This window comes from Micromonospora sp. C81 (genome assembly GCF_018070425.1).
Classification (GTDB): domain Bacteria; phylum Actinomycetota; class Actinomycetes; order Mycobacteriales; family Micromonosporaceae; genus Micromonospora; species Micromonospora zamorensis.
Window position 1 is genome coordinate 1 of sequence record NZ_JAGPXS010000019.1, and the last position, 23,320, is coordinate 23,320.

The window sequence follows — 23,320 nt, forward strand, 5'->3', positions numbered from 1 at the left end:
GCTGGGGCTTGGCCTGGACCGGGGGGGGGGGGTGGGGGGGGGGGGGGGGCGGGGGGGGGGGGGGGGGGGGGGGGGGGGGGGGGGGGGGCGGCGTGGTGGTGGGCGGGGTGCCGCCACCGCAGGCCGCGCCGTTGAGCTGGCATCCGCTCGGCGAGCCGGAGCCGCTGGCTAGGAAGCCGAAGGAGACCGAGGCGCCCGGGGCGATGGTGCCGTTCCAGGACCGGTTGGTGAAGGTGTGCCGCTGGCCAGCGGAGGTGAGCAACGCGTCCCAGTAGCTGCCGAGGGTGGTGCCGGACGGCAGGTCGAAGGCGAGGCTCCAGCCGTTGATGGTCGAGCTGCCGCCGTTGGTGATGGTGTACTTCCCCTCCCAGCCGGAGCCCCAGTCGGCGGTCTTGACGAAGCTGGCGGTCGGTCCGGCGGCGAACGCCGGCAGCGCCACCCCGGCTGCGCCGAGCGTCGCGGCGAGCGCGGTGACCAGGGACAGGATTAGGGATCTGGCAGGCTTCATGCGACCCTCCGCGCCCGGGAACGGGCATCCATGGACGTCAACGTCACCGCTAATTATTAAGACAGTTAACTGTTTCTGTCCAGGGCCTGCGACGGTGGGACCGCCTGGGGTCGGCGCAGCACCGCCTGCTCGGCCGCCGACCACACACTCGTGGTGACCAGGTAGATCACCGCGGCGAGCGGCAGCACCAGCGCCACCAGCACCGTCGTGAACGGCAGCAGGGGCAGCAGCCGCCCGAGCACGGCCGCCCCCGGCCCCTCGGTGGGCGTACCGGCCACCGTCCCGACCGCCGCCGACGCCCGACGGGCCCGCCGCGACGACCACCACGCGACCGCCAGCAGCACCGCCAGCAGGACGGCGAAGAGCGGGCCGGCCGCCCCGCCCAACCCGTCGCTGAGATGGTGACCCAGCGGCACCCCGGCGAGCCGCTCGTCGAGCAGCCCGGTGCCACCCTCGCTCGTGGTGAACAGCCGGTACAGGACCAGCAGGAAGGGAGCCTGGAGCAGCAACGGCAGGCAGCCGGCGATCGGGTTCGCCCCAGCCTCCCGGTACAACGCGAACACCTCGCGCTGAAGGGCCGCCGGGTCGTCCGCGTACCGCTGTTGTAGATCACGCACCTGTGGGGCGAGCGCCGCGCGGCGCCGCTCGCCGCGGACCTGCGCGACGGTGAGCGGCGAGATCAGCAGTCGGACGGCGACGGTGAAGAGCACGATGGCGGCGGCGGTCGCCATCCCGCCGGCCAGTGGTTCGAGCAGGTCGGTGAGCCAGGACAGTGCCGTGCCGGCAGCGCCGACGACGTCGTGCAGTGGTGCGAAGGCAAGCATGGAAAACCCCTCGGTCCGATTCCGGTGGGGCCCTCCCCCGGGCGGTGTCCGCTCGACAGGGGGGACCGGTGACGCGGGATCGGCCGCGCGGCGGCGTGGCGCTACGCGGCCGAGGGGTGCCCGGGAGCGCGGGGACGAGGTCGGCCGGCGGCGTCCGGGTCGATCTGCCGGGGCACCCGTCGACCACGGGAACGGGCCCGCAACCCGGCCCACCGGGGGCCGGCGCCAGGCGTACCCGCGCGGTCGTGCACCCGAGCCGCCAGCACCACGGCGAGCAGCACCAGGGCGGTCAGCGCGGCGCCTGCGAGCAGGTCGGCCGGCCGGCCCGCGAGCAGGGTGAGCTGGGCGAACGCGTACAGCCACGCGAACCCGACGAAACCCAGCGGCACCGGCACGGGCTCAGCATAGGACCCGGTGTCACGCCGTCCGGGCAAATCGCGACCCCCGGGTGCCGGCACGCCGAGGACGACGCGCCACCGCCACGTTTCCGGGCATCGCCACGTTGGGTAACCAGACGACGGACCGACGCGGATGGGCCGCGCTTCGGCAGAAACGGGCGGTGGTGTCGATGACCGGTCAGGTGGCGGAGGCGCTCAGCGAAGAGGCTGCGGCGACCGGATTGCTCACCGTGGGTGTCGAGGAGGAGTTCCTGCTCGTCGACCCGCACACCGGAGCTGCGGTCCCGGCCGTCGATCTGGTCATGGAACAGGTGCCGGCCGAGCTGCGCGGGCAGGTGGAACGGGAGTTCCAGACCAGTCAGATCGAGATCGGCAGCCCGCCCGGCCTGGAGCTCTCGTCGATCCGGCACTCCCTCGGCGTACTGCGTCGGGCGCTCGCCGAAGCCGCCGAGCGGGCCGGCGTGACAGTGCTCGCCATCGGCACCGGCCCGGTGGACGGCCCGGTGCCGCCGGTGGTGGACAAGCCCCGCTTCGACCGGATGATCGAGCGGTTCCGACTGCTCGTCCCCGGCCCCGGCAACAACGGCATGCACGTGCACGTGGGCGTGCCCGACCCGGACACCGGCGTGCAGGTGCTCAACCACGTACGACCGTGGCTGCCGATGCTGCACGCGATCACCACCAACTCCCCGTTCGCCCGCGGCGAGGACACCGGCTACGCCAGCTGGCGATCCGTGGAGTGGGAGCGCTGGCCGTCGGTCGCGCCGACGCCGTTTCTGGAGTCGCACGAGCACTACCAGCGGCTGATCCGCCAGTTGATCTCCAGTGGGGTGATGCTCGACGAGGGGATGCTCTACTGGTATGCCCGGCTGTCGGCGAAGTACCCGACGGTGGAGCTGCGGATCGGCGACGTCTGCCCGTCGGTGGACGACGCGGTGCTGGTCGCCGCGCTGGTCCGGGCCCTGGTGGCCACCGCCATGGCGGATGTCGAGGCCGGCCGCCCGGCGTTGCAGACCGACCACCACCTGCTGGTCGGTGCCCACTGGCGAGCGGCCCACGACGGCCTGGAAGGCGAGGCCGTCGACGTCACCACCGGTGAGCTGCGCCCGGCCTGGGAGCTGTTGGACCGGTTCGTCGAGCGGATGCGACCGGCGCTGGAGCAGCATGGCGACTGGGCCGAGGTGACCGATCTGCTGGGTGGGCTGCGCCGGCACGGCACCGGGGCCGCACGGCAACGCGCGGTGTACGAGCGCACCGGACGACTCACCGACGTGGTGCAGGACGTCGCACGGCAGACCCGTGGCTGAACACCGTCGTGACAGGATGAGCCTGTGGCGCAACGCCTGATTGTCATCGGCGGGGACGCCGCCGGAATGTCGGCGGCGTCCCAGGCCCGACGCCGCCGCGACCGCGGCGACCTGGAGATCGTGGTCTTCGAGCGGGGCCATTTCACCTCCTACTCGGCGTGCGGCATCCCGTACTGGATCAGTGGTCTGGTGCCGGGCCCGGACGCGTTGATCGCCCGGGATCCGCAGACGTTCCGCACCGAGTACGCGATGGACGTCCGGATGCGCCACGAGGTCACGAGCATCGACGTGGAACGCCGCGAGGTGGTGGCCCGGGATCTGGAGGGCGGCGGAGAGGTCCGCGAGCGCTTCGACGACCTGATGTACGCCACCGGCGCGGTGCCGGTCAAGCCGCCGTGGGCGGCCACCGACGCGGGTGGCGTGTTCGGCATGCAGACCCTCGACGACGGGGCGGCACTGCGCGAGTGGTTGGACGCCGAGCCGAAGCCGCGCCGAGCCGTGGTGGTCGGCGGCGGCTACATCGGCGTCGAGATCGCCGAGGCGCTGATCCAGCGCGGCCTCTCGGTGACCCTTGTCGAGGCGGGCGACCAGCCGATGGCGACGGTGGACGCCGACATGGGCGAGTTGGTGGCCGAGGCCATGCGCGGCCTCGGCATCACAATCCGGACCGGCCTGCCGGTGACCGGCCTGGAGCAGCGGGACGGCCGGGTGTCCGCGGTGGTCACGGCCGAGGGGCCGATGCCGACCGACGTCGTGGTCCTGGGCCTCGGCGTACGCCCCAACGCCGCGCTCGCCGAGGCTGCCGGTCTGCCGATCGGGCCGACCGGTGGGGTCCGGGTGGACCGCCGGATGCGCGTGCCGGGGCTGCCTGGGATCTGGGCTGCCGGTGACTGCGTGGAGACCCTGCACCGGGTCAGCGGAATGCCGGTGCACGTGCCGCTGGGCACGCACGCCAACAAGCAGGGCCGGGTGGCGGGGATCAACATCGGCGGCGGGTACGCCACGTTCGCCGGCGTGATCGGCACGGCGGTGACCAAGGTCTGTGACCTGGAGGTGGGTCGGACGGGTCTGCGCGAGGGCGAGGCCAGGACGGCCGGCTTCGACTTCGTCTCGGTGATCGCCGAGTCGACCAACCGGGCCGGCTACTACCCCGGTTCCCGGCCGATGACGGTGAAGCTGCTCGCCGAGCGTCCCAGCGGCCGGTTGCTCGGCGCGCAGATCGTCGGCTGGTCCGAGGCGGCCAAACGGATCGACACGCTGGCCGTGGCACTCTGGAACGGCATGACGGTGGACGATATGACGTCACTGGACCTGGGCTACGCTCCGCCGTACGCGCCGGTGTGGGACCCGGTGCTCATCGCCGCCCGAAAAGCGGTCGATGCGCTCGCCGCGCTCGCCCGCTGACCCGCGTCCGCCGTGGAGGACCACCCCGTGACCCAGACCCCGACCCGGCCGACAGCGCGTCGACGCCCCACGATGGTCGACGTGGCCCGGCGCGCCGACGTCAGCCTGAAGACGGTCTCCCGGGTGGTCAACGACGAGCCGGTGGGGCAGGAACTGGTCAACCGGGTGCTGGCCGCCATCGCCGAGCTGGGCTTCCGGCGCAACGACATCGCCCGCAACCTGCGCTCCCGGCAGCTCAACGCCACCGTCGGGTTGCTCATCGAGGAGATCGCCAACCCGTTCTACGCGACCATCGCCAGCGTCGCCGCCGAGATCGCCGCTGCCCACGGCACCATGCTGATCACCGCCTCGTCGGAGGAGGACCCGGAGCGGGAACGCGCCCTGCTCCAGGACTTCACCCAGCGCCGGGTCGACGGGCTGCTGGTGGTGCCGGCGGGCCTCGACCACTCATTCCTGCGTCGTGAGGTCGAGCTGGGGATGCCGGTGGTGTTCCTGGACCGGCCGCCGCAGGGGCTGCACGCCGACGCCGTGCTGTTGGACAACCGGGGCGGCAGCCATGCCGGGGTGGGCGCGCTGCTCGACGCGGGGCATCGCCGGGTGGGCCTCCTGCTGGGCGCGCCGAGCGTGCCCACGATGCGCGAGCGGCTGGTCGGGGCGCGCGCGGCGCTGGAGGCGGCCGGGGTCGAGCCGGACGAGTCGCTGGTCCGCGAGAGGCTCATCGCTCCCGAGGAGGCCGGCCGGGCGGTCGCCGCGCTGCTCGACCTGGCGGACCCGCCCACCGCGTTCTTCTGCGCCAACAACCGGCTCACCGTCGGCGCGCTCCAGGAGCTGCACCGCCGCGGCAGTGACGCCGCGCTGGTCGGTTTCGACGACTTCGAACTGGCGCACCTGATGCCCCGGCCGCTGACCGTCGTCGGGTACGACACCCGGGAGCTGGCGAGGGTAGCCACCGAGCGACTGTTCCAGCGCATCGCCGGCGACGACTCCGCACCGACGACCACAGTGCTCCCCACGAGGCTCCTACCCCGCGGCCTGACCCGCCCCTGACCCCTCCCCTCCCCCTCCTCGGGGTCGATCATGGAGTTGTGGTGCCGGACGTATGCCGCGAAGTGCGCTCAAACGCCCACCACAAGCCCATGATCGACCGGCAGAGAGGGTTTAGGTCGCGGCCGTCAGGAGGGCGTTGACCTCGGTGCGGCTGGGTGGGTCTGCGCCTCGGCGTCCGCAGGTCAGCGCGGCGACCGTGGCGGCCTGCCGGAGCACCGCAGCCCACTGCGGCGCGGTCACCGCGGTGAGCCGGTCGGCCGGCCGGTCGCCGAGTGCGTCGAGGTCGGCCAGCGCGGCGAGCAGACCGCCGGTGAACGAGTCGCCGGCGCCTACCGTGTCGACCACTGTGGTGCGTACCGCCGGTTGTTCGTGCAGCGTGCCGTCCGGGGCGAGCAGCCAGGCGCCCTCACCGCCCCGGGTCACGACCCCACAGCACACCCCGGCCGCATGCCACTCCGCCATCACGTCGGCCACCGACCGGTCCGGGTAGAGCCAGGCCAGGTCCTCGTCGCTGGCCTTGACCAGGTGCGCGAGGGGCACCTGCCGGCGTACCCGCTCCTGCTCGGCGGCCCGGTCCGTGACGATGCTCGGACGCAGGTTGAGGTCGATCGAGAGGGTGAGCGCGTCCCGGTGACGTTCGGAGGCGAGCAGGTCCTCCAGCACCTGCGCCCCGGGGGCCAGCGCGAGCGCGAGCGACCCGGTGTGCAGGGCGGTCGCCGGGGAACCGGCCAGCTCGGGCAGCTCCTGCGGCGTCCACTGCCAGTCCGCCGCGCCGGCCAGCCGGAACTCGTAACTGGCCTGCCCGCCGGCGTCCAATGTGGCCACCGCCACCGACGTGGGCTCCTCGGCGCGGACCGCCCACCCCAGGTCCACCCGGTTGGCCCGCAGGTGCGCGGCGACCTGCCGGCCGTACTCGTCGGTGCCGAGCCGGGCCAGCAGTCGTACCGGCTGGTCGAGGCGAGCCAGGGTGACCGCCACGTTCGCTGGGGAGCCCCCTGGCACGGCCCGCTGGCCGTCGGCGGTGACCACCAGGTCGATCAGTGCCTCACCCGCGACCACGATCACGCGCCCACCTCGCCCGGTGCGAGCGGGCCGGCGCCGCCGAGCCCGTCGGCCGCGCGGGACAGCAGCACCGCCTGGTACGCGTGGTAGACGTCCGGCCGGCCGTGCCAGACCGTGTCGGAGGGCAGGTTCTGTGCATCCAGCTCGTGCCGCCACCCGGTGCCGTCGATCAGGGTGCGCCGGGCGTACGCCCAGAAGACCCGGTACCAGTCGGCGTAGACCGCGTCCCCGGTGCGCCGGTGCAGGGTGATGGCCGCGCCGACCGCCTCGGCGAGGACCCAGTGCATCCGGGAGCGGACCACCGGTTGGTCGTCCCAGTCGATCGTGTAGACGAAGCCGTCGGCGCCGTCGACCGCCCAGCCCCGCCGCACGGAGGCGGCGAACAGGGCACGGGCGTCGGCGAGCAGCCACCGAGGAGGCTGCGGAAGGACAGCCTCCAGCTCGAGCAGCAGCCGGGCCCATTCCAGCCAGTGGCCGATGGTGGAGCCGTACGGGCGGAACTGGTCCGCAGGCTGGTCCCGGTTGTAGTCGGGCAGCGGCGTCCAGTCGGCGGTGAAGTGCTCGGGCAGCCGCCAGTCGTGCCGGGCGGCCTCGCCGTGCACCAGGTGGGAGGCGATCCGCAGGGCCCGCTCGGCCCAGCTCGCGTCGCCGGTGGCGGCGGTGGCGGCGAGGAACGCCTCGACCATGTGCATGCTGCTGTTGGCGCCGCGGTAGTCCTCGGTGACCGTCCAGTCCCGGTTCCACGATTCGCGGACCGCGCCGGCGTCATCGTCCCAGAACCGGTCCCGCACCACGCTCAGCACGTCGGTGAGCAACCGCTCCGCGCCCGGCCGGCCGGCCCGCGCGGCGCTGGACGCGGCGAGCAGCACGAACGCGTGGTCGTAGCCGGCCTTCCGATCGTCTACGGGTGCCCCCTGCTGGTCCACCGCGCTGAACCAACCGCCGTACCGATCGTCGCGCAGCAGGGTGCTGAGCGCGGCGATCCCGTGGTCGACGAGGGCGGCGGCGTCCGGGTCGCCGTGGCGGTGGGCGAGGGCGGCCACGTGGGTCATCCGGCAGGTGATCCAGGTGAACACCGGCTCTCCGCGGTCCGGGGTGCGGTCGTCGGTGAGCCACCAGAAGCCGCCCTCGGGCCGAACCGACCGGCCGGCCGTGTCGAGCAGTGTGCGGGCCTGATCGGCGAGGAACTCCTCCAGATCGGGCAGGTCGGGTGACCCGGCGGGAGCGGGGGTCTTTGCGGCGTCGGATCGGGGCACGTCGGTCATCTCAGCTGGTCACCGTCGGGTAGGAAAGGGACATACGGCCAGGATCGGCGGGCGGACCGGGTCCGCGCCGGAAAACCGCCAACGGGACGCCCCGAGCTGCGGGTGCGATCGGGAGTGATCATGCGTACGATTCCCCCCCTTTTGCCCGTTGACATCGTTGTCACCTGCCAACCCTGCTCCGGTGATCGGTCGACTGTCAATTCCGGTTGCGTCACACCGCTCCGGGCCGGATCTGGTCAGTAATAGTCGTCGATCGGCTGGCGCGCCTCGTCGAAGAGCGCCGGCCCCTCGTACCGAACCGGAGGCAGCGGCGGCGTGGCGGGCTTGACCTCCTCGAACTGCTCGCTGGACAGCGCGTACACCACGCGTCCGAGGCCGGAGCGGTCGATGGCGGTCGCGCACATCGGGCAGGGCTGGCAACTGGTGAACATGGTGGTGCCGGCAGCCTTCTCGGCGGGAAGCTCCCGAGCCGCCCAGCGGGCCAGCTTCAACTCCGGATGAGCGGTGATGTCCGCCTCGGAGACCACTGTGTTGTGGTCCTCGATCAGGACGACGCCCTCGGCATCGACCAGCAACGAGCCGAACGGCCGTTCGCCGGAAGCCCCCGCATGACTGGCGAGTTCCACGGCGCGGCGGAGAAACTTTTCGTCATCGGGTGTCATCGGCCCTCCTGGGATCTGTGATGTGCGGCCACGGCCGCCAGTGTCCGCCAGGCACGCTCGGGCTGGCGGATCTCGGTCAGGTCGCCGTTGAACGGGTCGAGCACCACCGCCTCGGCGCCGAGCAGTCGGATCTGGTCGATGTCGGCGGTGATCTGGTCGATGGTGCCGACACCGGCGAGCCGGGCCGGGGCGGTGACCGGCTCCCGGGTCTCCTGGAGTGCGATGCGCGGCACCAACGCGGGCACCGGGCGGCCCAGGTCAGCGGCGATGGTCTTCAGTCGTGCGGCGGCCTCGGCCAGCCGTCCGGGCGCCACCCGCAGCGGGTGCCACGCATCACCGAGCAGGACCGCGCGGCGCATGCCGGCTTCGCTGTTGCCACCGACCCAGATCGGGATCGCTCCCGAGTCGTAGTCGTCGGTGTTCTGCCAGGCGTCGCGCATGGCCCGCAGGTGGTCGTCGGTCAGCGAGCCGCGCCGCTGGAACGGCACGCCGAGCGCCTCGAACTCCTGCCGGGCCCAGCCGACGCCGACCCCGAGGACGAGCCGGCCGCCACTGAGCCGGTTGAGGTTCGCCGCCATCCGGGCCATGAGCAGCGGGTGCCGGTACGGGACGATGAGCACAGTGGTGCCCAACCGGACCCGGGAGGTCACCCCGGCCAGCCAGGACAGCGTGGTGAACGGCTCGTAGAACGGCGCCGGGTACTGCTCGGCCACGTCCGGGGTCACCACGATGTGATCGGAGACCATCAGCAGATCGAAGCCGAGACCCTCGACCGTCTGCGCCCACCGACGCAGCACGTCGGGGTCGGTGCCCGGGGCGAAGTTCGGTACGTTCACGCCGATCTGCACGGCCCTACGCTAGCCACTGTGGACCCGGCATGGGAACAGGCCACCAACGCAGCGGTGGACGGCCCAGGATGGTCGGATGGATCTCCCCGAGGGCCTCGACTGGGTCCGTACGACACCGGCGGGCCGGACCTGGCTCGGCACCCTCCCGACGTGGCTGGCGGAGTGCACCGAGCGGTGGTCGCTGCGACTCGGCCCGCCCTTCCGCTACGCCTACGCATCCCTGGCACTGCCCGCGGACCTGCCCGACGGCACGGCGGCGGTGCTCAAGCTCCAGTACCCGGACGAGGACAGCCGGCACGAGGCCGACGCCCTGGCCCAGTGGAACGGCGACGGGGCGATCCGGCTGCTCGCCCATGATCCGGAACGACGCGCCCTGCTGGTGGAACGCTGCCAGCCCGGCACTCCGCTGCACGAGCTTCCGATGGACCGCGCGCTGGACGCGGTGACCGCCCTGCTGCCCCGGCTGTGGCGACCGGCTGGCGAGCCGTTCACCCCGTTGGCCGAGGAGGCCGCCGGCTGGATGGACCGGATGCCTGACAACTGGGAACGGGCCGGCCGGCCGTACGAGCGACGGCTGCTCGACGCGGCACTCGACCTGCTCACCGGGCTGGCGTCGAGTCAGGGCGAGCAGGTGCTGGTCAACCAGGACCTGCACGCCGGCAACGTGCTCGCCGCCGACCGGGAACCATGGCTGGCGATCGACCCGAAGCCGCTGACCGGCGAGCGGGAGTTCTCGGTCGTGCCGATGGTGCGCGGTCGGGAGTTGGGTCACTCGCCAACGGCCGTCCGGCACCGGCTGGACCGGCTCACCGCCGAGCTGGGGCTGGACCGCGAGCGGGCCCGGGGCTGGACGATCGGGCACACGTTGGCCTGGAGCATCGACGGTGCGGTCGTCTTTCCGCACCAGGTCGAGGTGGTCTGCTGGCTGCTCGACGCCGGCTGAGGTCCGGCAGCGCCGCGAGTCGCCCGAAGGGCGGGGCGGTGCATGCGTCGGGGCGGGCGGCTCAGACGGCCTGGCAGGTCCGGCACCAGTACAGGTTGCGGCCGGCCAGCTCGCCGCGGCTGACTTCGGTGCCGCAGACGTGGCAGGGCGCGCCGGGGCGGCATGCCCAGTCGGTAGACGTACACCTCGCCACCGTGCCGGTCCACCCGCGCCGGCCGGCCCATCGCCTCGGGCAGGTGCGCGTCACGCACGGTGTCGATGCGGCCGTGCTCGACCGCGAGTCGCATCAGCCCGACCAGGTCGGCCCAGAGCGCGTCCCAGTTGGCCCGCGTGAGCGCTCGGCCGGGCATCGTCGGCGGCAGGCCAGCCCGGAACAACGCCTCGGTCACGAAGATCAGCCCGGTGCCGGCCACCACCGACTGGTCCAGCAGCAGCGCGGCGAGGGGCGTGGGGCTGCGCGAGATCCGGGCGTACGCCCGCTCCGGGTCGGCGTCGGCGCGCAGCGGGTCCGGTCCGAGGCGGTCCCGCAGTGCGGCCACCTCGGGTGGGGTGATCAGCTCGCAGGCCGTGGGTCCGCGCAGGTCGAGCCAGTGCCGATCGCTGGCGAGTCGCAGCCGCACCTGACCGACCGGCTCCGGCGGCTCCCCCGGGCCGTCGGTGAACTTGCCGTACAGCCCGAGGTGTACGTGCAGGGTCAGCTCGTCGGCGTAGTGGTGCAGCAGGTGCTTGCCGTACGCCTCGGTGCGCTCCAGCACCGTCCCGGTGAGCCGGGCGGCGCCGTCGGCGAAGCGGCCCTGCGGGCTCGCGGCGTGCAGCTTGTCCCCGGCGAACAGCTCGGCGTGCCGAGCCGCCAGGCGATGGATCGTGTGTCCCTCTGGCACGGGTGCCAAGGATAGCCAGCCGCGCTGGCACGGCGATTGACGCGCGTTTCTGAAAACCGGGGTATCGAGGCGCGCAGGACACCGCGACCTCCAGGAAACCGAGCCGATCAAGGGCGGCCGGGGGCGGCATGCCCAGTCGATCAAGGCCGAGGGTCGAGCCCGTACCCAGGATTGGTGTCAGGAAACGCCCAGGTGGGTATTCGAGGGTCGACACCGCGTGGGTGCCACCCTTTTCGTCGGCCACCACGCATTCATCAGGAGGTGTGTAGTGGTCAGGATTCCTTCGCTGTCCCGCCGGTCCGAGCCGGCACCGACGCGGGACGAGAACCTCGACGGTCGCATCGACGACCGGGACACCCCGGTCGCCAGCGGCCGGGACAGCGCAACCCAGACCGACGTGGACCAGCCCGGGGACGGCGAGCGCAGTCGCCCGGTGGTCACCGATCGGGACGCAGATCAGACGACGTACCGCAGCGCCGCCGCAACCGACGGCCAGGCCGGCGACCAGCCCGGCGAGGCCGAGCGGCGGGCCTCCGAGCGGGCCGCGGTCGCCCGCGCCGCCACCGCCCGACCCGCGGAGAGCGCAGCTGCCACCGCCCGTCCGGTGGAGACGGAGCCGCGCAGCGGCGCCGCCAGCCCGGTCGTGACCGAGCCCCGGCCCGGCACCGACCCGACCACGGGGCGCACGGCCGACCGGGACGCCGACCTCGACGGCACGACCCGGCGACCCGACACGACGGACCGGGTCACCACCGACCGCACGGTCGACCCGACCCCGGACACGACCGCGCCCGAGCCGCCGGTGACGCGCGGCCCGAAGCCGCGGGCCAGCCTGCTCGCCACCCTCGGCCTGATCGTCGCCGTGGCCGGTGCGATGTTCGTGCTGACCGGCACCCTGGCCGGGTACGGCATCGGGCTCGGCGCGTTCGGCGCGGTGCTCTCGGTGCTCGGCCTGATGGCCACCCGCCGCCGGCACGTCGCCGGCAAGACCGACGCGCTCTTCGGCGTGCTGATCGGGCTGGCCGCCGTGGTGATCGGGGTGCTGGCGATGACCGGCCAGTTCGACTGGCCGACCACCGACGGCGACTGGGTGCAGCGCTTCCGTGAGTGGCTTGACTCACAGTTTGTCGATCGTTTCTAGCGGGCACTGTTCCGCTCGCCGGTGATGCACCGGCGAAAAGCCGGCGGTTCGCCGGCAGCCCGAACACTCCGGTGGTTCACCGGCCGGGCGACACCCTTTCAGGGGCGGCGGTTCGCCGCCCCTGAAGTGTTTCCGGGGTCAGGCACGCCTGACACAACGAATCGCTCCCGGCAGTCGCTCAGACGCAACGAATGTTCGGTCCGCGCAACTCTCAGTGGTGGATCCTGCCGCTGACGCCGCATACCGTTGAGCAACGGCGCCAGCCCGTGGGCCACGGTGGCCGGGCGCGCCCGACCCCTGGGAGCAGGACAATGACGATGGACGCCACCAGCCAGCGCCTGTTGATGTGCCGGCCGACGTACTTCGCCGTCGATTACGCGATCAACCCCTGGATGGACCCGACCGCGCCGGTCGACGCCGCGCTGGCCGTCCGGCAGTGGGAGCAGCTGCGCCAGACGTACCGCGACCTGGGCCACACCGTCGAGGAGATCACTCCGGTGCCCGGCCTGCCCGACATGGTCTTCGCCGCCAACGGTGGCACCGTGATCGACGGCAAGGCGATGGCCGTGCAGTTCCGCGACCCGCAGCGGGCCGACGAGGCACCGGCGTACCGCGCCTGGTTCGAGGACGCGGGCTTCGAGATGTACGACCCGAAGCACGTCAACGAGGGCGAGGGCGACGTCCTGCTGGCCGGTGACCACCTGCTGGCCGGCACCGGCTTCCGCACGGCGCACGCCTCGCACGCCCAGTTGCAGGAGGTCTTCGGCTATCCGGTGATCACCATGCAGCTGGTCGACCCGCGCTTCTACCACCTGGACACCGCGCTGACCGTGCTCGACGAGCGGACCGTGGCGTACCTGCCCGAGGCGTTCTCCCCCGGCAGCCAGGCCGTGCTGCGCCGGCTCTTCCCCGACGCGGTGCACGCCACCATGGCCGACGCCGAGGTGCTGGGCCTGAACGCGGTGAGCGACGGCCGGCACGTGGTGCTGCCCGCGCAGGCCACCGACCTGGCCGCCAAGCTGCGCGATCGGGGCTACGAAACCATCGGGGTCGACCTGTCCGAGCTACGTAAGGCCGGCGGCGGACCGAAGTGCTGCACGCTGCGACTCCGTCAGGGAAAGGCAAGCAAGTGATCGTGGATGACAAGCTGCGTACGCCGGGCGCGGTCCGGGACGCCGAACGCTGGACGGCGCACAACTACCACCCGCTGCCGGTGGTGATCTCGTCCGCGGAGGGTGCCTGGCTCACCGACGTGGACGGCCGGCGTTACCTGGACTGCCTGGCCGGCTACTCGGCGCTGAACTTCGGCCACCGGCACCCACAGCTGATCGCCGCCGCGCACGCACAACTGGACCGGCTCACGCTGACCAGCCGTGCGTTCATCCACGACCAGTTCGCCGACTTCTGCCGGGAGCTGGCCGAGCTGTGCGGCAAGGACCTGGTGCTGCCGATGAACACCGGCGCCGAGGCGGTCGAGACCGGGATCAAGGTGGCCCGCAAGTGGGGCTACCAGGTCAAGGGCGTGCCCGCCGGGCAGGCCAACATCGTGGTCGCCGAGGGCAACTTCCACGGCCGGACCACCACCATCGTGAGCTTCTCCACCGACGAGGACGCCCGCGCCGACTTCGGGCCGTACACCCCGGGGTTCACTGTCGTGCCCTACGGCGACCTGGACGCGCTGACCGCCGCGATCGACGAGAACACCGTTGCCGTGCTGCTGGAGCCGATCCAGGGCGAGCAGGGCGTGGTCGTGCCGCCGGAGGGCTACCTGCCGGGCGTACGCCAGGTCTGCACCGAGCGCAACGTGCTCTTCATCGCGGACGAGATCCAGTCGGGTCTGGGGCGTACCGGCAAGACCTTCGCCTGTGACCACGAGGGCGTCGTGCCGGACATGTATCTGCTCGGCAAGGCGCTCGGTGGCGGCATCGTGCCGGTCTCCGCGGTGGCCGCGAACGCCGACGTGCTGGGCGTGCTCAAGCCCGGCCAGCACGGCTCCACCTTCGGCGGCAACCCGCTCGCCTGCGCGGTCGCCATCGAGGTGGTGCGGCTGCTCGCCACCGGCGAGTTCCAGCGCCGCTCCGCGGAGCTGGGTGAACGGCTGCGGGCCGGCCTGGAGGGTCTGGTCGGCAAGGGTCTGGTCGGGGTACGCGTCCGCGGTCTGTGGGCAGGTCTGGACATCGACCCGGCGCTGATGACCGGCCGGGAGGCCTGTGAGCGGCTCGCCGCGCGCGGTGTGCTCGCCAAGGACACCCACGGCTCCACCATCCGGCTCGCCCCGCCACTGGTGATCACCGAGGACGAGATCGACCTGGCAGTGGCCCAGCTGGCCGAGGTGCTGGCCAGCTGACCGACCCCCGCTGGTCAAGATCTGCGCAACTACAGGGAAAGTGCTGCCTCGACACCGTCCGAGGCAGCACTTTCCCTGTTCTTGTGCGGATCTTGCCCACCGCCGGGCCCCGCCGCCGCCCCCGGCGGCCGGGGGCGGCGCGGGCGCGGCGCGGCGCGTGTCAGGGACGGGGTAGGCGCATGGCCATCGTCGGAGCCTCGGCCATCACCGACGTGGGGGTGAACGGGGCACCGGTGGGCAGTTCCTCGGCCCGACCGATCTGCACCCCGGGGTACAACTCCACCATGTCGTTCTCGCCCAACACCCGGGACTGCTGAGGTGCCAGGGGGATCCGGTCCGACTCGGCCATCGAACCGGCCGGCCGGATGCCCGAGCCGTTGGTGCTGACGTCGGTCACGATGACCTCACCGACCCGCAGCTCGAAGTGAACGTGACCACGGCTGATCCATCGCCGCGCCTCGTCGTTGAGCCACTGCCCGAGCATGATCCCGCCTTCCTGCTCGGGCGCCCGGCCGGCCACCACCGGCTGGTCCTCGCTGAGCACGAACCGCCGCCGGACCAGGCCGCCGACCCGCACCGCGAGCACCTCCGAACGTGGGCGAGGCCCGCCGTCACCGAGCCGTACGCCGTGTCGGGGGCAGGTTGGTACGCCGTTACGCAGCGCGGGCGGCGGCTGCGCGGCGGGGCTGCGGTCGGCGCCCCCGGCCAGGTCGGCGAACGCGCCGCCCCCACCACCACCGCCGAACAGCGCGCAGCCCGACTCCGGGCAACGCCACTGGCGGGCCAGCAGCTTCACCCCGGTCGGCGAACGCTTGCCGGCAACCGGCGAGTGCCCACCACCGACGTGCGCGATGAACACCGGCCCGCCGGCGCCCGGCACCGGCGCAACCACCCGACCGGGCTGCTCGACCAGCCACGGGAACCGGCCGCGCAGCCCGTCGAAGCGCACCCGGCTGAGCACCGGCAACCCGAGCAGGTCGGCGACCTCCAACATCCGGTCACCCGGGTTGTCGAGCACCTCGACGAGCCCGTCGTCGGCCCAGCGGCGGACGACCATCCGCTCGTTGGAGGTGAGGTCGGCGTCGGAGAGCAACGCCCGGTGCACCACCGCGTAGACCTGGACGCTGTCCTCCTCCAACTCGCGGGAGAGCGCGTCGATGACCATGCCGAGGCGCAGCAGGCTGGCCGGCCGTCCGCCGTCGATGTCCTGATAGCGGATCACCTCGGCCAGGTCGATGACCGCCCGGGCCAGCGACGGGTCGGTGCAGACCCGCCCCTCGATGGCGTCCAGAACTTTGCTGATCTCGAATCTCATGCCGCGCTCCGGACGATGTCGTCGATCCGCCGAGCCAGCTCGATGTCCCGGTGGGTGACCCCACCGGCCGAGTGCGTGACACAGCGGAAGGTCAGGGTCCGCCATCGGATGTCGATGTCGGGATGGTGGTCGAGCTCCTCGGCCACCGTCGCCACCCGGTCCACCACCGCGATGGCCGCCGGGAAACTGCCGAGCTGGGCGGTACGACCGATGCCGGTCGGGTCACCCGACCAGTCGGGCAACCGGCCCAGCTCTTCTCGCACCGCGTCCGCGGTGAGCAGGTCTGCCATGACCAGACCCTACCGGTGGCGCGTACGACGGGCCGTACGCGCCACCGGTGGCCAGCTCAGCTGGCGATCAATCTCTTACAGCCGCAGACGCTCTGCCAGAGCCCCGACATTGGGTGCCACGATGGGGCGGGCATCATCAGATGCCCGCCCCACCGCTCAGTCCTCGCAGCCGCGCAGCGGCCGCTTCCTTCTCAGCCGCGCAGCGGCTGTCCCACCTCGTGCAGGTGACCGAGCGCCTGCCGGTACGACTCGACCAGCCCGGTCTCCGCGTACGGGATGCCCTGCTCCGCGCAGTAGGCGCGGACGATCGGTTGCGCCCGCCGCAGGTTGGCGCGGGGCATGTTCGGGAACAGGTGGTGCTCGATCTGGTAGTTGAGCCCGCCCAACGTGGCGTCCACCAGCCAGCTACCCCGCACGTTGCGGGAGGTCAGCACCTGCTTACGCAGGAAGTCCAGCTCGTCCTCGGCGGTCGGCATCGGCATGCCCTTGTGGTTGGGCGCGAACGAGCAGCCCATGTAGAAACCCCACAGTGCCTGGTGCACGACGGCGAAGAGCAGCGCCTTGACCGGCGACATGACCGCCAACAGCAGTGCCACGTAGGCGGCGGTGTGTGCGACGAGCAGCACGGCCTCGACCGCCCGGCGTCGCATCGGGGTGGTGTACCGGCCGTCCGAGTCACGTCCGACGATCGCCCGGATGCTCGCCACGTGCAGGCTCAGACCCTCCAGCAGGAGCATCGGGAAGAAGAGGTACGCCTGCCGCTTGGCCATCCAGCGGTTGATCCCACGGGTCTCCAGGGCCTGCTCGGGCGTCCACACCAGCGCGCCCGCGCCGACGTCCGGGTCCTCGTCCTCGTGGTTCGGGTTGGCGTGGTGCCGGTTGTGCTTGTCGACCCACCAGCCGTAGCTGATTCCCACCGCCACGTTGCCGGCGAGCAGACCCACCAGGTCGCTGGGACCGCGCCGACGGAACATCTGGCGGTGCCCGGCGTCGTGACCGAGGAACGCGACCTGGGTGGTGGCCACCGCCATCAGGGCCGCGAGGGGCAGCTGCCACCAGGAGTCGCCGAGCAGGAACACGGCCACCCAGCCGGCCACGAAGGCTCCGAGGGTGAGCACGATGCGGGCGACGTACCAGCCGGGGCGCCGCTCCAGCAGGCCCGCCTGGCTGATCCGTCGGGACAACTGTGCGTAGTCACTGCCTCGCCGTTGTACCGGCGGTTCCGCCACCGCTCCGAGCGCCATTGCTGCTCCCGTTCCGCTTACGCCCGTACCGGGGTGGTTCGGGCTTATTGTCAAGTCTCCCGGTCACGGTAGCGGTGAGTAACCCCGACAACCCCCGAATGGGGGGTAGGGCAGGCCCTACCCCCACTGGTTCGACTCAGCCCAGCCGGCCCACCGCGGCGCGCAGTCGAGCCACGTCACGCCGCCGCCGCTCGTAGGTGGCAGCGAGGCCGACCAGCGCCAACCCGCCGACACCGAGGTAGATCCACCGGGGCAGCAGATCCCATCCCCGGGCCAACTCGTTCAGCGCCAGCAGCGTCAGCACACCGCCGCCGAGCAGCACCGGTGCCTGCCATCGGCGGGTCGCCCCGGCCAGCACCGCGCCCAGCGCCGCCGCGCCGAGGAGCAGTCGCCGCACCGGCTGCGGGTCCGGCCCGGTCAGCACCGACACGAGGCTCGGCAGCAGCGCCGCGACCAGCCCCGGGCCGAGGGCCGGCCAGCTGGTCAGCCCCGGCCGGGTCCGCAACGCCAGCAGGCCCGCGCTGAGGGCGAGCGCCGCAGCCGGCAGGGTGTACGCCTCCAGCACCGTCACCCCACCGGCGGCCAGCAACACCCATGCCCCGAGCAGCTCGCCGGCGGCGGCGATGCCGGCGAACGCCCACCGCCGGCCGGCCGGCTCCCCCCGGCGCAGCAGCCGCAGCGCCACGGCGGCACCCCAGAGCACGCAGACCGTGGCGAGGTGTCGCGCCGCCTCGACGGTGAGCACCGCCGCCACCAGTGCCACCGCCTGCGCGGCAGCGTCCAGCACCCGCCCGACCAGACCCCGCGCCGGGGTGGTCGCGGCGGCGACAGCCAGCACCAGCGCGGCCACCGCCAACAGGGGGTACGCGGCGGCCCGCAGCGGCAGCCCTCCCACCAACGAGGCGGTCACCGCCAACGCGGACGCGGCACCCACCGCCGCGAGACAACCGGCGACCCGCACCTCGACGGTGCGCCCCCCGACGGCGACGACCACCGCCACCACCAACAGCACCCCCTCGGCAGCGAGCGAACCGGCTCTGGTGGCGAGCAGCCCCGCCACACCGGAGGCGACCAGCACCACACCCAGCGGTACGGCGATCGGTGCGAGCCCCGGGCGAGGCGCGGCCAGAGCGGCGAGCAGCAACGCGGCCGATCCGGCGAGCAGCACGGCGGCAGGCAGCACCGGCCACGGCGCGCCGACCGCGACGAGCAGCACCGGCAGCGCCGCCGCGGCGTACGGCAGCGCGGGCAGGACCGGTGGGCGGACCCGCCGGCCGGCGACCACGGCGGCCACCGCCAGCACCACCAGTGCCAACCCGACGGGCAGCGCTGCCGGCTCGGCGACGACGGTGGGCACCCCCGACCAGACCTGTCCCGGGTCGTCGTACGGCGACACGAGCGCGGTCAGCACCCTCGGCAGAGCCGCCAGCACGGCGACCACCGCCAGAGCGCCGCCCGCCACCACCACCGGGACCGACAGGTGGGCCTCGTCCTCCTGCCGATCCCAGCGGACGACGATGGCGACCCCCAGCGCCGCCAGCGCGGCGTACAACGCGATCGGCTCGTTCCCCGCCAGGACCAGCGGGGCGAGGCCGGGCACGGTCATGGCGACCAGCGCGCCGGTCACCGCGTACCCGATCAGCTCCACCCGCTGGCGACGCGCCGCGAGCACCGCGACCAGCGGCAGCCCGGCGGCGATCAGCGCGAACCGCGCCTGCCACCAGGGCGGCGCGCCCGCGGCGAACGACGCCACCACCGCGATCCCGGGCAGCGCGAGCTGCGCGACCAGCAGACCGCCGCCGGCCACCTGCCGGTACGGCCCGGCGCCCCGCCGGACGGCCAGTGCCAGCCCGACCACGGCGATGACGCCGAGCGTCACCAGCACACCGGCCGGGGCAGCCAGGGCGACCAACAGCCCGTGCCCGAGCAGGACGGCACCGCCGAGCGCGCGGGTGAGCAGGGAGGCCAGGTGGGTCGCCGGGCGGATCAGGACGGCGAGCAGCAGCGCGACCCCGCCGACCAGGTCGACGGCGAGGACCTGCGGCCAGGTGGCCGACCACCCGGCCGGCAGGGCCAGCAGCACCGCCACCGCGCCGGCCGTGGCGAGCGCCGCTCGGGCCCGCCGGGGCAGCAGCAGCACCGTCGCGCCGACCCCCAACGCCACGGCGGGTGCGAGCTGCCAGCCCCAGTCCAGATCCGGTCCCCTGCCGGCCCCCCGCCACGGCGGCAGCGACCGGCCTGCGGCGGCGACCGCCAGCACGACGGTGACCAGCGCGGCCACCTGGGCCGTGCCCGCCGCGACCAGCAGCGCCCCGGCGCGCGGGCCGGTCCGCCAACCACCGGCGCCCGCCACCTCCGCTCCGGACCTGACCGGCAGGATCCGCACCGCGGCGGCCATCCCGAGCGCCACCGTCGCCGACGCGAGCAGCAGCAGGGACGGCCGCAGCTCGGCCACCGGGCGCAGCAGGGCGGCGGCGAGCACCGGCACCAGCAGCCCGGCGGCCACCGCCCGCAGCGCCCGCCCGCCGACCAGCCAGGCCGCACCGAACCCGGTCAACGCGACCAGCAGCAGCGGCAGCCCGGCCAGCAGTGGCGAACCTGCCGCCCGTCCGAGGATCAGCGGCGTCAGGGCGCAGCCAGCGGCACCGACGAGAGCGGCGACGTGACCGATCCCGGCCGACACCCTGCCGACGAGCAGCGCCACCCCGTCCCGGCCGCGCAACGCGGCCAGCACGGCCAGGTTCACCAGTGCCACCCCGAGCAGGACCAGTGACCAACCGGCGGCACCCGGTTCGGCCCCGACGGCGAGCAGCGGCAGCACCGGCTGGGCGGCCAGCAGCGCGGCGAACCAGGGCCCGGTCAACCCGCTCCACCTGCCGTACGCGGCGGCGGCCGCCGCGCTGGCCCCCCCGACCAGCGCGGCGTACCGGCTGCCCGGCCAACTGGCCACCCCGGCCAGGTCCACCGACCAGGCCGCGTAACCATCCAGCACCACCAGCAGCAGACCCACAGCGGCGAAGGTCTCCGCCGTGCCCCGCAACCCTCGACGGACCGCCAGCAGCGGCACGGCGAGCGCGAGCGCGGTGAGCGCGGCCAGGATCGACGCCCGTCCGCCGACTCCCACCGCCGCCCAGGCCACCGCGGTGAACACGACCGCCGCGGTGCCCAGCAGGAGTCCACCGAGGACGAAGAGCAGACCCTGGACGGTCCGGGTCGAGGTTTCGGCCGCGCCCGGCGCCGCGACCGGGACGAGAGCTGGCACCGGCCCGACGAGAGGCACCGGGCGTGCCCCGGCGGAGGCGGCCAACCCGGCACGGACGACCGCCGCCAGCTCGGCCCGCCGCCGCGACAGGGCCGACAGGCGACCGGCCAGCTCGGTGTACGCGTGACGAGCCCGTTGCACCTGCGGCTCAAGCTGGGCGATCTCGCGGCTCAGCCGAACCACCTCAGCGGCGGTCGGGTCGGGCGCACGGGAACAGCCGGTGCAACCGACGGTCAGGTCGGCCGGAGCACCGCAGGCGGGGCAGGGATAGCGGGTGTCGTCCACCCGGTCATCATCGGGAGCCGACGGGGGTGTGGCACAGAGTGCGCGTACTCAGGGCCGGGTGTGCTCGTGCACCCAGGTGGCGTACGCCGGGTCGCCGCTCTCCACCCTGGACACCAGGATCTCCGGCACCTCGTACGGATGACTGACCCGGATCTGGTCCACCAACGCGGAGAGCCGGTCGGGCGCGGTCTTGAACTGCACCGACCACTCGGTGCTGGTCTCCACACCGGACCTCCACCAGTAGGTGCTGTCCACCTGACCACCCACCTGGGCGCAGGCGGCGAGCCTGCCGGCGACGGCCGCAGCCGCCAGCACGTCGGCGACCGAACGCGCATCCACCACCGTCGTCACCACGCAGATCTGATCCACGACCGCACCCTACGCGGCATTGTCCCGATTAGACGCGATCCAGGCATCGATCCGCGCCCACCAGTCGAAGAGCCAGTCGATGCGTTCCTGCCGCCCGGCCGGCACCTCCTCCGGTGGCACCGACCAGAACCGCATCACGATCCGCTTGTCCATGGGCAGTTCCCGCCAGACGTCGGCGACGGTGAGCATCCGGTCCAACCCGGTGTGGGCGACGAAGATGACCCCGGCGTCCGGGGCGGCGTCCAGCGCGGCGAGCATTCCGCCGGGCTGCGGGGCGAGCACGTGACGCATCCGCTCGGCGCGCAGCGCCATCCGTTCGAACCCGAGGGAACGCAGCCGGGCGATGGCACGCAGTCGTCGCTTGGGGGTGAAGTTGCCGCCCTCAGGGAAGATCACGAACGCGTCGTTGTCGTCCAGGCCGGCGGCCAGGTGCCCGACCTGGCGTACGGTCTCCTCGCCGCGCTCCGGCGTCGGCGCGATGAACCGGTTGGGCAGTCGGTTGAGCAGCACGTCGATCGCCGGGTCCCACTGGAGGGTGTCCTTGAGGACGATCCGTGGCTCCCGGTTGAACCAGTTGACCAGCCCGTGAATCAGGATGAACGAGTCGCCCGGCCCGGCGTGCCGGCAGAGCACCAACTCGGGCCGGCCGGGCAGCGCCGTGTCCGGGTCGGTGCCCACCACGTCGATGCGCAACCGCAGGGCCCAGCGGGCCTGCCAGAACAGCACCCGCAGGAACCAGCCGGCCAGCACGTAGTGTGCGCGCTGGAAGGCCGGAGACCGGGTCCGCCAGCCGAAGCCGGAGACGACCCAGAGCAGGAACAGCGCGAGCAGCGCGGCGGCATCCCAGACCAGGTAGACGCAGCCGATCCAGAGCAGCCGCAGCGGACGCAACCGACCCGGGAACAGCGGGGACACGGCGGCGGCGAGCAGCGCCCAGATCGGCAACGTGGTGACCACGACGAACGCGAGCGCCACCACGGCGGGGGCCAACAGCAACCGACGCAGCCACCTGGGGGGCAGCGGCATCATCGCTCCAGATGGGTGGCGAGGTAACGCCGCGAGGCGGTGTACGCCCGGCTGATCCGCCGCCCCACCGCCGCCATGTCCCGGTACGCCCACGGTGTGTCGTCGCGGGGGTTCAGCCCTCCGGTCGGCAGGACGTGCACCTCCACCCCCTCGGGCAGTGCCGCCATCTCCCGGAAGAAGCGGTGCCGGCGGGAGATCTCGAACGCGACCTGCGCGATCTCCCACGGCCGGCGGGGCGGTGTCAGCTCCCGTTCGATCCGACCCACCTGGAGGACGTAGATCCGGCGGGCGCCCACGGCCACCGCCTCGCCGATGGGGATGGAGTTGACGATGCCCCCGTCCACGTAGTGCGCGCCGTCGATCTCCATGGGTGGGAGCAGACCCGGCACCGACGCTGACGCCAGCACCGCCGGCACCACCGGGCCGCTGTCGAACCAGTGCTCGGCCGCCCGCTCGATGTGCGCGGCGCAGCAGCGGAACGGCACCCGCAGGTCGGCGAAGGTGGTGTCCACGCCCAGCTCGGTCTCCAGCAGCCGGCGCAACGGCCGGCGAGAGTGCAGGTGGGTACGGGCGGCGAAGCGGCGCAACTGCCGGGCGACCGAGTCGCCGTACACCTCGCTGGCCTCCGGCGAGGCCCAGAGCCGGACCAGCCGGTCGGTCACCGCCTCCGTCGGGTCGGCGGCGACCAGCGCGCCGTTCACCGCGCCGATCGAGGTGCCGAGCACCATGTCGGGTGTGATGCCGGCGCGGAACAGCGCCCGCAACATGCCCACCTCGACCGCGCCGAGCACGCCCCCGCCGCCGAGCACGAATGCCACCGGTCCCGCCGCCATGCCTCTCATCCTGGCACGGGCGCGCAGCCGACCTGCCGGCCACCGGCACCGGGCGGTCG

21 protein-coding genes and 1 pseudogene are annotated in these 23,320 nt (G+C 73.1%); 7 read left to right on the top strand and 15 right to left on the bottom strand.

Annotation, left to right across the window (positions count from 1 at the left end; all coding sequences use genetic code 11):
* From KBX46_RS25785 to KBX46_RS25795, 3 genes are all read right to left on the bottom strand, one after another.
* Positions 1 to 508: cellulose binding domain-containing protein (locus tag KBX46_RS25785; protein ID WP_210794391.1), on the bottom strand; the 508-nt coding region annotated here is incomplete at its 3' end.
* 65 nt (positions 509 to 573) lie between these two features.
* Entirely contained in the window at positions 574 to 1,332 is a 759-nt protein-coding gene (locus KBX46_RS25790) for a YidC/Oxa1 family membrane protein insertase (protein ID WP_210794392.1), read from the bottom strand.
* Positions 1,333 to 1,433: 101 nt separating this feature from the next.
* On the bottom strand, positions 1,434 to 1,727 hold the full coding sequence (locus KBX46_RS25795) for a DUF6412 domain-containing protein (protein WP_231927131.1): 294 nt from the start codon (positions 1,725 to 1,727) through the stop codon (positions 1,434 to 1,436).
* Positions 1,728 to 1,900: 173 nt separating this feature from the next.
* Between KBX46_RS25795 and KBX46_RS25800 the strand changes: the two genes are divergently transcribed.
* Genes KBX46_RS25800 through KBX46_RS25810 form a run of 3 tightly spaced genes read left to right on the top strand, consistent with a single transcriptional unit; the run spans position 1,901 to position 5,488 of the window.
* On the top strand, positions 1,901 to 3,037 hold the full coding sequence (locus KBX46_RS25800; protein ID WP_210794393.1) for a glutamate--cysteine ligase: 1,137 nt from the start codon (positions 1,901 to 1,903) through the stop codon (positions 3,035 to 3,037).
* 24 nt (positions 3,038 to 3,061) lie between these two features.
* Positions 3,062 to 4,441, top strand: a complete 1,380-nt coding sequence (locus KBX46_RS25805) for an FAD-dependent oxidoreductase (protein ID WP_210794394.1) — start codon at positions 3,062 to 3,064, stop codon at positions 4,439 to 4,441.
* Between the two features lie 27 nt (positions 4,442 to 4,468).
* Positions 4,469 to 5,488, top strand: a complete 1,020-nt coding sequence (locus KBX46_RS25810) for a LacI family DNA-binding transcriptional regulator (protein WP_370453044.1) — start codon at positions 4,469 to 4,471, stop codon at positions 5,486 to 5,488.
* Positions 5,489 to 5,599: 111 nt separating this feature from the next.
* Here the strand turns inward: KBX46_RS25810 and KBX46_RS25815 are convergent, their stop codons facing one another.
* From KBX46_RS25815 to KBX46_RS25830, 4 genes are all read right to left on the bottom strand, one after another.
* Positions 5,600 to 6,553: a carbohydrate kinase gene (locus tag KBX46_RS25815; RefSeq protein WP_210794395.1), complete on the bottom strand. Its 954-nt coding sequence runs from the start codon at positions 6,551 to 6,553 to the stop codon at positions 5,600 to 5,602.
* Positions 6,550 to 7,815 carry an AGE family epimerase/isomerase gene (locus tag KBX46_RS25820; RefSeq protein ID WP_210794396.1) on the bottom strand — a complete coding sequence of 422 codons (1,266 nt, stop codon included), beginning with the start codon at positions 7,813 to 7,815 and terminating at the stop codon, positions 6,550 to 6,552. The genes KBX46_RS25815 and KBX46_RS25820 overlap by 4 nt, the downstream gene beginning before the upstream one ends.
* A 236-nt stretch (positions 7,816 to 8,051) precedes the next feature.
* Positions 8,052 to 8,477 (bottom strand): nucleoside deaminase, encoded by a 426-nt coding sequence (locus KBX46_RS25825; protein ID WP_210794397.1) that lies wholly within the window; start codon positions 8,475 to 8,477, stop codon positions 8,052 to 8,054.
* Positions 8,474 to 9,325, bottom strand: coding sequence for a TIGR03619 family F420-dependent LLM class oxidoreductase (locus KBX46_RS25830; RefSeq protein WP_210794398.1), 852 nt, complete (start codon positions 9,323 to 9,325; stop codon positions 8,474 to 8,476). Before KBX46_RS25830 ends, KBX46_RS25825 begins: the two co-directional genes overlap by 4 nt.
* Positions 9,326 to 9,401: 76 nt before the next feature.
* On the opposite strand from KBX46_RS25830, the gene KBX46_RS25835 reads away from it, so the two are divergent.
* Entirely contained in the window at positions 9,402 to 10,268 is an 867-nt protein-coding gene (locus KBX46_RS25835) for an aminoglycoside phosphotransferase family protein (protein ID WP_210794399.1), read from the top strand.
* A 61-nt stretch (positions 10,269 to 10,329) separates the two neighbouring features.
* Here KBX46_RS25835 and KBX46_RS25840 read toward each other — a convergent pair.
* Positions 10,330 to 11,149, bottom strand: a pseudogene (locus KBX46_RS25840) (Fpg/Nei family DNA glycosylase).
* A gap of 268 nt (positions 11,150 to 11,417) precedes the next feature.
* On the opposite strand from KBX46_RS25840, the gene KBX46_RS25845 reads away from it, so the two are divergent.
* The 3 genes from KBX46_RS25845 to rocD all read left to right on the top strand — a co-directional run bounded on the left by KBX46_RS25845 (position 11,418) and on the right by rocD (position 14,637).
* Positions 11,418 to 12,290: a thrombospondin gene (locus KBX46_RS25845; RefSeq protein WP_308159694.1), complete on the top strand. Its 873-nt coding sequence runs from the start codon at positions 11,418 to 11,420 to the stop codon at positions 12,288 to 12,290.
* Positions 12,291 to 12,607: 317 nt separating this feature from the next.
* Positions 12,608 to 13,423, top strand: a complete 816-nt coding sequence (ddaH, locus tag KBX46_RS25850) for a dimethylargininase (protein ID WP_172862232.1) — start codon at positions 12,608 to 12,610, stop codon at positions 13,421 to 13,423.
* The gene (gene rocD, locus KBX46_RS25855) at positions 13,423 to 14,637 is read left to right on the top strand and encodes an ornithine--oxo-acid transaminase (protein ID WP_210794516.1); all 1,215 of its coding nucleotides are present in this window, start codon (positions 13,423 to 13,425) and stop codon (positions 14,635 to 14,637) included. The genes ddaH and rocD overlap by 1 nt, the downstream gene beginning before the upstream one ends.
* A gap of 160 nt (positions 14,638 to 14,797) precedes the next feature.
* On the opposite strand, the gene KBX46_RS25860 is transcribed toward rocD, so the two are convergent.
* From KBX46_RS25860 to KBX46_RS25890, 7 genes are all read right to left on the bottom strand, one after another.
* On the bottom strand, positions 14,798 to 15,952 hold the full coding sequence (locus tag KBX46_RS25860) for an FHA domain-containing protein (protein ID WP_088949971.1): 1,155 nt from the start codon (positions 15,950 to 15,952) through the stop codon (positions 14,798 to 14,800).
* Positions 15,949 to 16,242, bottom strand: a complete 294-nt coding sequence (locus tag KBX46_RS25865; protein WP_099848292.1) for a 4a-hydroxytetrahydrobiopterin dehydratase — start codon at positions 16,240 to 16,242, stop codon at positions 15,949 to 15,951. Before KBX46_RS25865 ends, KBX46_RS25860 begins: the two co-directional genes overlap by 4 nt.
* A gap of 191 nt (positions 16,243 to 16,433) precedes the next feature.
* Complete coding sequence (locus KBX46_RS25870) at positions 16,434 to 17,486, bottom strand: acyl-CoA desaturase (protein ID WP_210794400.1); 1,053 nt, start codon at positions 17,484 to 17,486, stop codon at positions 16,434 to 16,436.
* Positions 17,487 to 17,622: 136 nt separating this feature from the next.
* A complete protein-coding gene (locus tag KBX46_RS25875) occupies positions 17,623 to 21,033 on the bottom strand; it encodes an SCO7613 C-terminal domain-containing membrane protein (protein WP_210794401.1) in 3,411 nt (1,136 codons plus the stop codon).
* 48 nt (positions 21,034 to 21,081) lie between these two features.
* Entirely contained in the window at positions 21,082 to 21,402 is a 321-nt protein-coding gene (gene cutA / locus KBX46_RS25880) for a divalent-cation tolerance protein CutA (protein WP_179780796.1), read from the bottom strand.
* Between the two features lie 9 nt (positions 21,403 to 21,411).
* On the bottom strand, positions 21,412 to 22,428 hold the full coding sequence (locus tag KBX46_RS25885) for a 1-acyl-sn-glycerol-3-phosphate acyltransferase (RefSeq protein ID WP_210794402.1): 1,017 nt from the start codon (positions 22,426 to 22,428) through the stop codon (positions 21,412 to 21,414).
* Positions 22,428 to 23,261, bottom strand: a complete 834-nt coding sequence (locus tag KBX46_RS25890; protein ID WP_088949977.1) for a patatin-like phospholipase family protein — start codon at positions 23,259 to 23,261, stop codon at positions 22,428 to 22,430. Before KBX46_RS25890 ends, KBX46_RS25885 begins: the two co-directional genes overlap by 1 nt.
* Positions 23,262 to 23,320 lie beyond the last annotated feature (59 nt).

Excerpts from the sequence above, each read along its gene's own strand:
- KBX46_RS25790 (WP_210794392.1), bottom strand. The coding sequence starts at position 1,332 with ATGCTTGCCTTCGCACCACTGCACGACGTCGTCGGCGCTGCCGGCACG.
- KBX46_RS25885 (WP_210794402.1), bottom strand. The coding sequence starts at position 22,428 with ATGCCGCTGCCCCCCAGGTGGCTGCGTCGGTTGCTGTTGGCCCCCGCC.
- KBX46_RS25835 (WP_210794399.1), top strand. The coding sequence starts at position 9,402 with ATGGATCTCCCCGAGGGCCTCGACTGGGTCCGTACGACACCGGCGGGC.
- KBX46_RS25870 (WP_210794400.1), bottom strand. The coding sequence starts at position 17,486 with ATGGCGCTCGGAGCGGTGGCGGAACCGCCGGTACAACGGCGAGGCAGT.
- KBX46_RS25825 (WP_210794397.1), bottom strand. The coding sequence starts at position 8,477 with ATGACACCCGATGACGAAAAGTTTCTCCGCCGCGCCGTGGAACTCGCC.
- KBX46_RS25890 (WP_088949977.1), bottom strand. The coding sequence starts at position 23,261 with ATGGCGGCGGGACCGGTGGCATTCGTGCTCGGCGGCGGGGGCGTGCTC.
- KBX46_RS25820 (WP_210794396.1), bottom strand. The coding sequence starts at position 7,815 with ATGACCGACGTGCCCCGATCCGACGCCGCAAAGACCCCCGCTCCCGCC.
- ddaH (WP_172862232.1), top strand. The coding sequence starts at position 12,608 with ATGGACGCCACCAGCCAGCGCCTGTTGATGTGCCGGCCGACGTACTTC.
- KBX46_RS25865 (WP_099848292.1), bottom strand. The coding sequence starts at position 16,242 with ATGGCAGACCTGCTCACCGCGGACGCGGTGCGAGAAGAGCTGGGCCGG.
- KBX46_RS25800 (WP_210794393.1), top strand. The coding sequence starts at position 1,901 with ATGACCGGTCAGGTGGCGGAGGCGCTCAGCGAAGAGGCTGCGGCGACC.
- KBX46_RS25860 (WP_088949971.1), bottom strand. The coding sequence starts at position 15,952 with ATGAGATTCGAGATCAGCAAAGTTCTGGACGCCATCGAGGGGCGGGTC.